At 68.0% G+C, this 12,646-nt stretch carries 11 protein-coding genes and 1 pseudogene; 1 reads left to right on the plus strand and 11 read right to left on the minus strand.

Annotated features, from left to right (window positions below; translation table 11 throughout):
- Positions 1–109: 109 nt before the first annotated feature.
- The gene (gene ubiA / locus ACPYOD_RS12710) at positions 110–1,117 is read right to left on the minus strand and encodes a 4-hydroxybenzoate octaprenyltransferase (RefSeq protein WP_481302094.1); all 1,008 of its coding nucleotides are present in this window, start codon (positions 1,115–1,117) and stop codon (positions 110–112) included.
- A 70-nt stretch (positions 1,118–1,187) separates the two neighbouring features.
- Entirely contained in the window at positions 1,188–1,346 is a 159-nt protein-coding gene (locus tag ACPYOD_RS12715; RefSeq protein WP_481302095.1) for a hypothetical protein, read from the minus strand.
- A 171-nt stretch (positions 1,347–1,517) separates the two neighbouring features.
- On the opposite strand from ACPYOD_RS12715, the gene ACPYOD_RS12720 reads away from it, so the two are divergent.
- Entirely contained in the window at positions 1,518–2,117 is a 600-nt protein-coding gene (locus ACPYOD_RS12720; protein WP_481302096.1) for a short chain dehydrogenase, read from the plus strand.
- On the opposite strand, the gene ilvN is transcribed toward ACPYOD_RS12720, so the two are convergent.
- From ilvN to ACPYOD_RS12765, 9 genes and pseudogenes are all read right to left on the minus strand, one after another.
- Positions 2,102–2,443 carry an acetolactate synthase small subunit gene (gene ilvN / locus ACPYOD_RS12725; RefSeq protein ID WP_481302097.1) on the minus strand — a complete coding sequence of 114 codons (342 nt, stop codon included), beginning with the start codon at positions 2,441–2,443 and terminating at the stop codon, positions 2,102–2,104. The two genes, ACPYOD_RS12720 and ilvN, sit on opposite strands and share 16 nt — an antisense overlap.
- Before the next feature lie 2 nt (positions 2,444–2,445).
- Positions 2,446–4,308 carry a biosynthetic-type acetolactate synthase large subunit gene (ilvB, locus tag ACPYOD_RS12730; protein ID WP_481302098.1) on the minus strand — a complete coding sequence of 621 codons (1,863 nt, stop codon included), beginning with the start codon at positions 4,306–4,308 and terminating at the stop codon, positions 2,446–2,448.
- Positions 4,309–4,388: 80 nt separating this feature from the next.
- Positions 4,389–5,408: a ketol-acid reductoisomerase gene (ilvC, locus tag ACPYOD_RS12735; RefSeq protein WP_481302099.1), complete on the minus strand. Its 1,020-nt coding sequence runs from the start codon at positions 5,406–5,408 to the stop codon at positions 4,389–4,391.
- Between the two features lie 49 nt (positions 5,409–5,457).
- The gene (ilvD, locus tag ACPYOD_RS12740; protein ID WP_481302105.1) at positions 5,458–7,188 is read right to left on the minus strand and encodes a dihydroxy-acid dehydratase; all 1,731 of its coding nucleotides are present in this window, start codon (positions 7,186–7,188) and stop codon (positions 5,458–5,460) included.
- A 26-nt stretch (positions 7,189–7,214) separates the two neighbouring features.
- Positions 7,215–8,279, minus strand: coding sequence for a 3-isopropylmalate dehydrogenase (leuB, locus tag ACPYOD_RS12745; protein ID WP_481302100.1), 1,065 nt, complete (start codon positions 8,277–8,279; stop codon positions 7,215–7,217).
- Positions 8,276–8,872: a 3-isopropylmalate dehydratase small subunit gene (gene leuD / locus ACPYOD_RS12750; protein ID WP_481302101.1), complete on the minus strand. Its 597-nt coding sequence runs from the start codon at positions 8,870–8,872 to the stop codon at positions 8,276–8,278. The genes leuB and leuD overlap by 4 nt, the downstream gene beginning before the upstream one ends.
- Entirely contained in the window at positions 8,869–10,284 is a 1,416-nt protein-coding gene (leuC, locus tag ACPYOD_RS12755) for a 3-isopropylmalate dehydratase large subunit (protein ID WP_481302102.1), read from the minus strand. Before leuC ends, leuD begins: the two co-directional genes overlap by 4 nt.
- Complete coding sequence (locus ACPYOD_RS12760; RefSeq protein WP_481302103.1) at positions 10,281–11,228, minus strand: branched-chain amino acid transaminase; 948 nt, start codon at positions 11,226–11,228, stop codon at positions 10,281–10,283. The genes leuC and ACPYOD_RS12760 overlap by 4 nt, the downstream gene beginning before the upstream one ends.
- A gap of 40 nt (positions 11,229–11,268) precedes the next feature.
- A pseudogene (locus ACPYOD_RS12765) lies at positions 11,269–12,468 on the minus strand (2-isopropylmalate synthase); the annotation flags it as partial.
- Positions 12,469–12,646 lie beyond the last annotated feature (178 nt).

Genomic DNA, 12,646 nt, shown 5'->3' on the forward strand with positions numbered 1-12,646 from the left:
GCGACCCGTAGGAACTTATGCGTCAGCGATGACGGGATCGCTGAATTTTCATGACGGCCCTATTTCAATCGAGACAAATGGTCATCGATGGCTCACGGCGTGATCACGGTCATAGGGCGAGCGCGATCACGATACCGAGCCAGAGGGCCAATCCCACCCAGTTGTTGTGGCGGAAGGCGGCGAGGCACGCCGCGCGCTCCCGGTCGCGCATGATCCACTGCTGGTAGGCAAAGAGGCCCGTGGCCACCGCCAGCGCGATCCAATAGGGCCATTCGAGCGCGGCGCGCGTGCCCACCAGCAGCATGGTCAGCAGGAAGGTGCCCATGAGCACGCCGATGATGACGAGGTCGGCGTCGGCGAAGAGGATGGCCGTGGACTTGGCGCCGGCCTTGAGGTCTTCCTCGCGATCGACCATCGCGTATTCGGTGTCGTAGATCACCGACCAGAGGATATTGCCGATGAACAGCAGCCACGCCAGCGGCGGCACCGTGTTGGTGACCGCGGCGAAAGCCATCGGTATCGACCAGCCGAACGCTGCACCGAGCACCACTTGCGGCAGGTTCGTGTAGCGCTTGCTGAAGGGATACAAGGCCGCGAGCGCCGCGCCCGCGAACGACAGCAGGATGGTGAGCCGGTTGGTGAACAGCACCAGCACGTACGAGAAGGCGAGCAGGGCAGCGAAGACGTAAAGGGCCTCGCGCGGGCTGACCCTGCCGCTCGCTATCGGCCGGCCTGCCGTGCGGGTCACTTGCGGATCGAGGTTCCGGTCGGCGTAGTCGTTGATGGCGCAACCGGCGGAGCGCATGGCGAACACGCCGAGGGTGAAGATCACCAGCGGTCCGACGGGCGGAAAGTCCTTGGCGGCGAGCCAAAGCGCCCACCAGGTCGGCCACATGAGCAGCAAGGCGCCGATGGGACGATCCATGCGCGTGAGCACCAGGTAGGCATGGATTTTTTCGCGCCTTGCTGGTGGCAGGCCTTTGAGCAGGAAGGCGAGTACGCGCTCGGCTGTGGTCGAGGCGTCGGCTGGGCGTGCGACAGCCGGGGTTGCGGCGGGCTTGCGGCTGGCCGACGGATGCTTGCGGCGCGAGGGAGATTTGCGGGAGGTGGGACTCATCCGCGAAGTCTAGCCCAGCGGTCGCGGCATCGACGACGGTGCGGGGCGGCGCTGCTGCCCCGCCCGGATGCTAGGGTTCCAGCGGTTCGATGGGGTCGTCGTCCACCGGCGGTTCGGGATCGGCGTCGCGCTCGGGCTTGTAGTGGCCGGGTTGGCGGATCTCGTCTTCGGGACGGTTCTTGCCGGGCTCGGCGAAGGGCGGTTGCGGATTGGTGGGTGTGTACGGCATGGGGGCTCCGCTGTTTTTCCGGGGAGGAGTTCAACCTAGGCACGGCGGGGTGAAGCAGCCGGGTACGCGCCGTAAAGCTCCGGTGAGCCGGGAAGGGCGGAGTGCCTGCGCCGCGCCCTGTTCATGCCGGGCGTCGTACCCTCATCGGCTGCAACCACAAGGAAAGCGATCATGAAGATCCTGATCATCGGTGCCGGCGGCACGCTGGGCCGGGCCGTGGCCGAGGAACTCGGCACACGCCATGAGATCGTCCGCGCTGGGCGTTCGCATGGCGACGTGCGCGTCGACCTGCGCGATACCGCCAGCGTCGAGGCGATGTTCCGCGACGTGGGCGACCTCGACGCGGTCGTCTGCACGGCGGGCAAGGTGCCGTTCGCGCCGCTGGCCGACCTCGACGAAGCGAAATACCTCGAAGGCGTGCAGGACAAGCTCATGGGCCAGGTTCGCCTGGTGCGGGCGGGCACGCCACGACTGCGCGACGGCGGTTCCTTCACCCTGATCACCGGCATCCTCACCGAACAGCCTATCGTCGCCGGTGCCTGCGCCAGCCTCGTGAACGGTGCCGTGGAGGCCTTCGTGCGCGCGGCGGCCATCGAGCTGCCGCGCGGTATTCGCATCAACGCCGTAAGCCCCAACGTGTTCGTGGAATCGATGGCGAGCTACGGCCCGTTCTTTCGCGGTTTCGAACCGGTGCCGGTGGCGCGTGCGGCGCTGGCCTTCTCCCGTTCGATCGAAGGCCGGCAGACAGGGCAGGTCTACAAGGTCTGGTAGACGGCCCGACTCCGCACGCGGTCCACGATCTCGTCGGCAATCTGCAGCGCCGCCTGGAAAGCGGCGAGCAGGGCTTGCGCCGTCGCATCGCTGCCGCCGAGGTCGGCGATATCGATCACGTCGACGAGCTTCGCCGACTGCTTCACGATCTGCTCCACGGCGGCATCGTCGACATCGACCACCAGCGTGAGCCGCGATACGTCGGCATCCCGCGTCGGAGCGACAAGCAGCGATTCGATGTTGTAGCCGCGCGAGGCGAACAGGCCGGCCACGCGGGCCAGCGCGCCGGCTTCGTTCTGCAACAGCATGGAGATCAGATGGCGCATCGTCAGAACATTCCCGTCGGTTCGGCGGTCCGCACGACGGGCCGCTCGCGGCTGGGTATCCAGTCGCCGGTGATCATTTCCGCGTAGGTCGCGCCGGGTCCCACCATCGGGTAGACGCCCGCGTCGGGGTCGATCACCACTTCGAGGAACGCAGGGCCCTCGAACGCCAGGAAGTCGGCAACGACGGCGTCGATCTCGGCGGGATCGTCCAGGCGGCGGGCCCATGCGAATCCATCCGCCTGCGCGGCGCGCACGAAATCCTTCTTGTGCAGGCTCTTGTCCGACGCCGAGAAGCGTCCCTTGAAGAACAGCTTCTGCCACTGGCGCACCATGCCGTCGCCGCTGTTGTTCAGCACCACCACCTTTACCGGCAGGTTGTACGTGGTGACCGTTTCCAGCTCGCCGATGTTCATGCGGATGCTGGCGTCGCCGTCCACGTCGATGACGATGCGGTCGGGGCGGGCGAACTGCGCACCGATCGCCGCCGGCAGGCCGAAGCCCATCGTGCCCATGGCGCCGGACGTGAGCCAGAGGCGGGGCTCGCGGAAATCGAAGTACTGCGCCGCCCACATCTGGTGCTGCCCGACACCCGTGGTGATCACGGCTCGTCCATCGGTGATGCGGTTGATGGCCTCGATGACCGCGCAGGGGTGAATGCTCGTACCGTCGCGGCAGAAATCCATCGCGTGATGATCCTTGAGAGCGGCCACGTGCGCGTGCCACGGCGCGTAATCGCCGCGAATGCCCATGGCCCTTCCATAAGCGGTCAGGCGCTCCAGCGACTGGTCCAGCGTGCCCACGTGGTGCCAGTCCACAGCCTTCACCTTGCCGATTTCCGCCGGGTCGATATCGATCTGGGCGATAGCGCGTGCATGCGGCGCGAACTTCGCCGGGACGCCGACCACCCGGTCGTCGAAACGCGCACCCAGGGCAAGCACGAAATCGCAGTCGTCCATGGCGTAGTTGGCATAGGCCGCGCCGTGCATGCCGAGCATGTCCAGCGCCAGGGGATCGGTGGTGTCGAACCCGCCGATGCCCATCAAGGTGGTGACGATGGGAACGCCATGTTCGTGCGCGAAGTCGCGTAGGGCCTCACCCGCACCCGCGGAAATCACGCCGCCACCGGCGTAGATCAAAGGACGCCTGGCGCGGCCGAGCAGTTCGAAGAAGCGTGCGCACTCGGCGTCGGGAATGGTCGCCGACTCCACGGCGTGCAGCCGCGAACGATAGCCGCGCACGGGCAGCTCGTGGCTGCCGTGGAAGACGGACAGGGCGTTCTGCACGTCCTTGGGAATGTCGATGACCACGGGCCCCGGGCGTCCGCTGCGGGCGATGTGGAACGCGGTGCGAAGGGTGGCTTCGAGCGTGGACGGATCGGTGACGAGGAACACGTGCTTCGCGCAGGACCCCATGATCGTGCTGATCGGGGCCTCCTGGAACGCGTCGGTGCCGATCGCGGCCGTGGGCACCTGCCCGCAGACCACGACCAGCGGAATGGAGTCGGCCATGCAATCGCGCACGGGTGTCACGGCGTTGGTGGCGCCCGGACCGGACGTGACCAGCGCCACGCCCACCCGCCCCGACGCACGCGCGTAACCGGCGGCCATGAAGCATGCGCCTTGCTCGTTGGCGGGAACGATCATCGGCATGGGTTCGCTGCCGTCGTCGCGCGCATGCGCGCCGTTGTAGCGGAAAACGGCGTCATACACGGGAAGGATGGCGCCGCCGGAGTAACCGAAGAGGACGTCGAGGCCTTCGTCGGCGAGTACCTGCACGACGATGTCGGCACCAGTCAGGGACTGGCCGGCCAGGGGATGGTGCGAATGCGGGCGAATGTCGCCGACGGTGTCCAGTTGGGCGTTCACGGTATGTCGTTTTCCTTCGTGGCAGGTCGTTGGTGGGAGCCGACCCTGTCGGCTGCCACCCACTTCGTTGCTCGTACGGTTCAATCCGCCTTGACGGGCTCCACCGCCGGTTTCGGCTGGTTCGCGGCGAGCCAGGGCATGCGCGCACGCAGCTTCGCGCCCACCTTCTCGATCGGATGTTCGAGGTCGCGCTGCTTGTACGCCTTGTAGTTCGGCAGGCCGGCGTTGTATTCGGCCGTCCACTCGCGCGCGAAGGTGCCGTCCTGGATTTCCTTGAGCACCGCCTTCATGCGCTCCTTGGTGCCCTCGTCGACGATGCGCGGGCCGCGGGTGTAGTCGCCGTACTGCGCCGTTTCGGAAATGAACTCGAGCATGCGCGCGATGCCGCCCTCGTAGAAGAGGTCGACGATGAGCTTCAGCTCGTGCATCACTTCGTAGTACGCGATCTCCGGACGGTAGCCCGCTTCCACGAGCGTCTCGAAGCCCTTGATGACCAGTTCCGACGCACCGCCGCACAGCACGGCCTGTTCACCGAAGAGATCGGTCTCGGTCTCTTCCTTGAAGTCGGTTTCGATCAGCATGGCGCGCGCGCCGCCGATGCCGGCCGCATAGGCGGTGGCACGTTCGGTCGCCTTGCCCGTGGTGTCCTGGTGCACGGCGTACAGGCAGGGCACGCCGCGACCGATCTCGTACTCGCGGCGCACGAGCGCACCCGGTCCCTTCGGTGCCACGAGCACGACGTCGATGTCGGCGCGCGGCTGGATCTGGCCGAAGTGCACGTTGAAACCGTGGGCGAACAGCAGGGTGGCGCCCGGCTTCATGTTGGCTTCGATGGCGTCCTTGTAGATGCCGGGCTGGGTCATGTCCGGCGTGAGCACCGCGACGAGATCGGCGCCGCGCACGGCATCGGCCGGTTCGGCGACGGCGAAGCCGTCGAGGTAGGCGCGGCGCCACGAGGGGCCGCCCGGGCGCAGCCCGACCACGACGTCGAGGCCGGAATCCTTCAGGTTGAGCGCATGGGCGCGGCCCTGGCTGCCGTAGCCGAGCACGGCGATACGGGCGTTCTGCAACGGGGCGGTGGTGGCTTGGGTATCGGTCACGGTGGTACTCCTCGGATGGGTCGGGCAAGGAACGGGTGGTGTGCGGGAATCAGTTGCCGATCAACTCCTGGGTGAGGTCGGCGTCTTCGAATTCGCGGCGTGTTCGCGTCGAGACGGCGGGTGCGTCGTCGAAGGCCTGCGTGACCGCGCCCTCCGCCGCGGAACCCACGAGGCGGGCGTACTTGGCGAGCACGCCGCGCGTGACCTTCGGCGCTGCCGGCCGCCAGGCCGCGCGGCGTGACGCAAGGTCGGCGTCGGTGCGCAATTCGCGCGTGGCGGCGTCGATGAACACGGCATCGCCCTCGCGCAGGAGGCCGATGGGGCCGCCGCGCGCGGCTTCGGGTGCGACATGGCCCACCATGAAGCCATGCGTGGCTCCGCTGAAACGCCCGTCGGTGATGAGTGCCACGCTGTCGCCGAGGCCGCGGCCGACGAGCGCGGCCGTGACGGCCAGCATCTCGCGCATGCCCGGCCCGCCGGCCGGGCCTTCGTTGCGAATGACCATGACGTCGCCCGCACGGATGCGGCCGGCCTGCACGGCGGCGAACGCGTCTTCCTCGCTTTCGAACACACGCGCCGGCCCGGCATGGCTGATGCGGCCATGGCCTGCGAGCTTGAGGATGCAACCCTCGGGCGAGAGGTTGCCGTAGAGGATGCTGTAGCCGCCGCGTGGCTTGAACGGATGGGCGACGGGACGAACGACCTGCTGGCCTTCGGTCGCGGCAGGCGCGGCATCGAGTTCGGCGAAGAGGCTGCGGCCCGTCACCGTCTGCGTGTCGGCGATCAAACCGGCCTCGCGCAACTCACGGGCCACGACGGCCGTACCGCCGGCGGCGGTGAGTTCCACCGCGCTGAAACGGCCGCCCGGCTTCAGGTCGGCGATGACCGGCGTGCGGGCGGAAGCGGGTTCGAAATCCTCGATGGACAATGGAACGCGTGCTTCGTTGGCAATGGCCAGCAGGTGCAGCACGGCGTTGGTGGAGCCAGCCGTGGCAGCGACCATGCGCGCGGCGTTGTCGAACGCGGCACGAGTCATGACGTCGCGGGGACGCCGGTTGGCTTCCAGGCATGCCATGGCGAGTTCGCCGCAGCGGAACGCCGCATCGCGTTTCGCGGGATCGGTGGCGGGGATATCGTTGAGACCGACCGGCGTGAGGCCCAGTGTGGTCAGCACCATCGCCATGGTGTTGGCCGTGAACTGGCCGCCGCAGGCACCCGCGCCCGGGCAGGCGTGGCGTTCGACGTCGTCGAGTTCGGCATCGTCGATCTTGCCGGCACCGTGCGCACCCACGGCCTCGAACACCTCCTGCACGGTGATCGGGCAGCCGTTGCGGCTGCCGTGCGCGATGCTGCCGCCATACAGCGCGACGCCCGGGATGTTCAGCCGGGCCAGCGCCATCGCGGCGGCCGGGATGGTCTTGTCGCAGCCGCACAGCACCACCATCGCGTCGAGGCAGTGGCCGTCGACCGCAAGTTCGATGGAATCCGCGATCAGTTCGCGGCTGACCAGCGAGGACCGCATGCCCGGCGTACCCATGGCGATGCCGTCGGTCACGGCGATGGTGTTGAACTCCACCGGCGTACCGCCTGCGGCGCGTACGCCGTCGGCAGCGGCTTCCGCGAGCTCGCGCAGGTTGAGGTTGCACGGCGACACGTTCGACCAGCTATGCACGATGGCGACCATCGGCCGGGCGATGGCCTCGTCGTCGAGGCCTGTGGCGCGCAACATCGCGCGTGCCGGTGCGCGATCGGGTCCGGTCTTGATCGCATCGCTGCGCAGCGTGCGGATGGGGATCTTCTTGGTGTTCATGCGGCCTCCGCTTTGGCGGCACAGGCATCGAGGACGGCGCGGGTGACGGCATGCGTGGTAGCGCTGCCGCCCAGGTCGCGCGTGAGGTTGGCGTGCTCCAGCACGTGGTCGACGGCGGCTTCCACCACCGCGGCTTCCTCGCTCAGGCCGAGCGAATGGCGCAGGAGCATGGCCGCCGAAAGGATGGTGCCCAGCGGGTTCGCGAGCGCCTGCCCGGCGATGTCGGGGGCCGAGCCATGGATGGGTTCGTACACGCCCGCGCCCGGACCGCCGATGGACGCGGAAGGCGACAGTCCGAGTGAACCGGCCAGCACCGAGGCCTCGTCGGTGAGGATGTCGCCGAACATGTTCTCGGTGACGATCACGTCGTAGTCGGCGGGGCGCGTGAGCAGGTGCATCGCCATGGAGTCGACGAGCTGGTGTTCCAGTTCGACGTCCGGATAATCCGCCGCGACGCGCGTGGCGACCGAGCGCCACAGGCGCGAGGTTTCGAGTACGTTGGCCTTGTCCACCGAGGTGACCTTGCGGCGCCGCGTGCGGGCCAGGTCGAAGGCATGGCGGAGCACGCGCTCCACTTCTTCCACGCTGTAGCGGCACTCGTCGGTGGCATCCGTGTCGCTGCGCGTCTTCGCGCCGAAATAGATGCCGCCCGTGAGTTCGCGGATGAAGACGAGATCCACCCCCTTCGTGCGCTCCGCCTTCAACGGCGACAGGGCGGCGGTGCGCGGATGCAGCTTCAACGGGCGCACGTTGGCGAACACGCCGAGCAGCTTCCGCATCGCCAGCAGGCCTTGTTCCGGGCGCACCGTCGCATTCGGGTCGGACCACTTCGGGCCGCCCACCGCGCCGAGCAGCACGGCGTCCGCAGCGAGAAGGGCTTCGCGAGTGGCCGGCGGCAACGGATCGCCGAAGCGGTCGATGGCGTCGCCACCGATGGCGTGCTCGGTGAAGGTGAAATCATGGCCGAAACGCTGCGCGACCTCGCGCAGTACCGCGACGCCGGCGGAGGCGACCTCCGGGCCGATGCCGTCACCGGGGAGTACGACGATCGAAGCTTTCATGCCGCTTCCTCCGTCCGCTGCTCGTAGGCCGCGATGTCGGCCTCCTGTTGCAGGAGGAAGCCCAACTGGTCGACCCCGTTGAGCAGGCAATGGCGCGAGAAGGCGTCGAGGTCGAAGCGGACCACGCCGCCATCGGGAAGGCGGATGGTGCCTTCGGCGATGTCGATGCGCAGTTCCACGCCCGGGTTGTCCAGCAGCCAGCGATGCTCGGCCTCGCTCACCACGATGGCGACCAGGCCGTTCTTCAGGGCATTGCCGCGGAAGATGTCCGCGATCTCGCTGGAGATGACCGCGCGGATGCCGTAATCGAGCAGGGCCCAGGGGGCATGCTCGCGCGACGAACCGCAGCCGAAGTTGTGGCCCGCCACGAGGATGCTGCAACCACGCGCCTGCGGCTGGTTGAGCGGGAACGCCGGGTCGTCGCTGCCGTCGGCGGCGTAGCGCCAGTCCTCGAAGCAGTGCTTGCCGAGGCCGGTGCGCTCGGTGGTGGTGAGGAACCGGGCCGGAATGATCCGGTCGGTGTCGATGTTCTCGTTGCGCAGCACCGCCGTGCGTGAGTGCACGTAGGCGAGCGGACGGCTGGTGGTGCTCATGCGGCGGCTTCCTGGGTCATGTATTCGCGGGGATCGGCCACGCGGCCGGCGACGGCCGAGGCGGCGGCGACGAGGGGGCTGGCGAGCACGGTGCGTGCGCCCTTGCCCTGGCGGCCTTCGAAGTTGCGGTTACTGGTGGCGACCACGAGCTGGCCCGGCTGGGCAAGGTCGCCGTTCATGGCGATGCACATCGAGCAACCTGGCTCGCGCCACTCGGCACCGGCCGCGCGGAAGATCTCGTGCAGGCCTTCGCGCTCGGCATCGCGGCGCACCTGCTCCGAGCCCGGCACCACGAGCATGCGCACGCCCACGGCGACACGCCGGCCGCGCAGGATGCCGGCCGCGGCGCGCAGGTCGGAGAGGCGGCCATTGGTGCAGCTGCCGATGAAGACGACGTCCACCGCTTCGCCGGCGATCGGCTTGCCGGCGGTGACCTTCATGTAGTCGAGCGCACGCTGTTCCACGGCATCGGCCGCGGCGGGCACCGGGGCATGGATGGACACGACCATGCCCGGATGGGTGCCGTAGGTGACCGACGGCTGGATCGCGGAGGCGTCGATGCGCACTTCCTTGTCGTACGTGGCGCCTTCGTCGGTGGGGAGCGTGCGCCAGTGGGCCACGGCACGGTCCCATGCCTCGCCCTTGGGTACGCGCTCGCGCCCGGCCAGCCACGCGAAGGTGGTGTCGTCGGGCGCGATGAGTCCGGCGCGTGCGCCTGCCTCGATCGACATGTTGCACACCGTCATGCGCTCTTCCATCGACATGGCGCGGATGGCCTCGCCGGTGTACTCGAGCACGTGGCCGGTGCCGCCACCGATGCCGATCGTGCCGATGATGTGCAGGATCAGGTCCTTCGCGGTAACGCCGGGCTGCAACGCGCCGTCGACGTGGATGGCGAACGACTTCGGCTTGCGCTGGAGCAGGCATTGCGTGGCCAGCACATGGCCGACCTCCGTGGTGCCGATGCCGAAGGCCAGCGCACCGAATGCGCCGTGCGTGGCCGTATGGCTGTCGCCGCAGACGATGGTCATGCCCGGCTGCGTGGCGCCGACTTCCGGGCCCGCCACGTGCACGATGCCGCGCTGCGGGCTGTCCCAGCCCATGAGGTCGATGCCGAACTCGCGCACGTTCGCTTCAAGCCGGGCCACCTGCGCTTCGGCTTCCTTCGTGTAGTACGGGCGCTTGCCCTGCGCATCCGGCGGCAGCGTGGGCGTGGAATGATCGAGCGTGGCCAGCGTGCGGTCGGGGCGGCGTACCTTCAGGCCGCGGGCGCGCAGTTCGTCGAACGCCTGCGGCGACGTGACCTCGTGCACCATGTGCAGGTCGATGTACAACACGCCCGGCGTGCTGTCCGTTTCCGCCGTGACCTGGTGCGCATCCCACAACTTGTCGAACAGGGTGCGCGGCGTCATGCGGCGGCCCTCCCGGCGGTGGCTTCCTCGACGGGCGTGAGCCAGCCCCAGCGATCTTCCGTGCGGCCGTCGAACAGGCCGAAGAAGTCCTGCTGCAACTGTTTCGTGACGGGGCCGGGGTGCCCGCTGCCGACCGGCTTGCGATCCACGGAGCGCACGGCGGTGACCTCCGCCGCCGTACCCGTCATGAAGACTTCGTCCGCGAAGTACAGCATCTCGCGCGGCAGGGACTGCTCCACGACGTCGTAGCCGCGTTCGCGCGCCAGCGTGAGCACGGTGTCGCGGGTGATGCCGCAGAGGATGGCCGAAGCAGCGGGGGGTGTGTAGATCACGCCCTTGCGCACGATGAACAGGTTTTCCCCCGCGCCCTCGCTCAGCAGGCCGTCGGTGCCCAGGGCGATGCCCTCGGCGTAGCCGCCGTTCACGGCTTCGCGTGCGATCAGCTGGCTATTGAGGTAGTTGCCGCCCGCTTTTGCACCGCTGGGATAGGTGTTCGGTGCCGCGCGGTTCCACGACGACACGCAGACGTCGACGCCTTTCTCGATGGCATCGGCGCCATGGTAGGCACCCCAGGGCAGGGCGATGACGGCGACGTCCACCGCCGTGTCGAGCGACGGTGCGAGGCTGAAGGTGAAGCCGCTGCGGAACACGATCGGGCGGACGTACGCGGACTTCAGGCCGTTGGCGACGATGACTTCACGGCATGCGCGGTTGATCGTCGCGGCGTCGTAAGGCATCGACAGGTCGTAGACCCGCGCCGAGTGGAACAGGCGCTCGGTGTGTTCCTCCAGGCGGAAATAGCGCGGGCCGTCGGGCGTGGCATACACCCGCACGCCTTCGAACACGGAGGAGCCATAGTGCAGCGCATGCGCGCCCACGTGGACGGTGGCGTCGGCCCAGGCCTTGATACGGCCGTTGTGCCAGAGATGGGTCGGGGCTTCCATGGGTGCTCCTTCAGGACTCGACCGCGACGGCGGCGGTCTGGTGGGGGTTCTGGTGCTTGTCCATCAGCGCGACGAGATCATCGTTGGTGATCGAGCGCTGCCTGTCTGTAAGGTTCTTGAAGCTCTCGAAGACGGCGTCGAGCGTGGTCTCGTCGATCTCGAATTCGAGTTCCTCGAGGCGCTGGCGCAGCGCATGGCGGCCGGAGTGCTTGCCCAGCACCAGCGAGGTTTTCGCGCCGACGTCCTGCGGCCGCATGATTTCGTAGGTGCCGCGGTGCTTCAGCATGCCGTGCTGGTGGATGCCGGATTCGTGCGCGAAGGCGTTGTCGCCCACGATGGCCTTGTTGCGCGGCACCGGCTGTCCGGTGACCTCGGCGAGGAGACGCGATGTGGGGAACAGGCGCTCGGTGACGATGCCGGTATCCACGCCGAACAGCGGCCGGCGCGTATGCAGCGCCATGACCACTTCCTCCAGCGCCGCGTTGCCCGCGCGCTCCCCGATGCCGTTGATGGTGCATTCCACCTGCCGCGCGCCGGCGGAAATGGCCGCCAGGCTGTTGGCGACGGCCATGCCGAGGTCGTCGTGGCAGTGGGCCGAGAACACGACCTTGTCCGCCCCGCGTACGTGCTCGCGCAGGTAGGTGAACATGGCGTGGATTTCGGAGGGGGTGACGTAGCCGACGGTGTCGGGAGCGTTGAGCACGCTGGCGCCGGCTTCGACGGCGACGGAGAAGACTTCGGCGAGGAAGTCGGGTTCGGTGCGGAGGGCGTCTTCGGCGGAGAACTCGACTTCGTGGACGAGGGCCCTGGCGCGCCGGATGGCCGCGGCGGCCATGTCGATGACTTCCTGCCGGCTCTTACCGAGCTTGTGCTCGCGGTGCAGGGGGGAGGTAGAGAGGAACAGGTGTATCCGTGAATGCCTGGCGCCTTGCAGCGCCTTGCCCGCACTGTCGATGTCGGCATCCTGACATCGGGCCAGTGCGGCGATCGTGGGGGCTTTCAGTGTCCTCGCGATCTCCGCCACGGCGGCGAAATCGTCCGGAGAGGCTTGCGGGAAGCCGGCCTCGATGATGTCGACGCCGAGTTCCTCCAGGGCGTGCGCCATGCGCAGCTTGGCACGCCGGTCCATCGAGAAGCCGGGGGCCTGCTCGCCGTCGCGCAAGGTGGTGTCGAAGATGCGCACGCGGCCGCCTACGTCGCTGTCGACGGCGTCGGTGCTGCCCTGGTTTGCTGGATTCATGTCTGGCTCCGCTCGTGAATGAGGCGGGCCGGGCAATAAAAAACCCCGCATCCGTTACCGGGTGCGGGGTTCTTTGGGAGTCTTCAGGTTTCGCTTCTTATCACCTGGACACTTGCCCTCAGCCCGCACCTCCGCAGGTAATAAGTACAAGGTTAATAAGAAGGAGGCCGCCGCCGAG

The organism is Luteibacter sp. HAY1-4A (assembly GCF_056755355.1).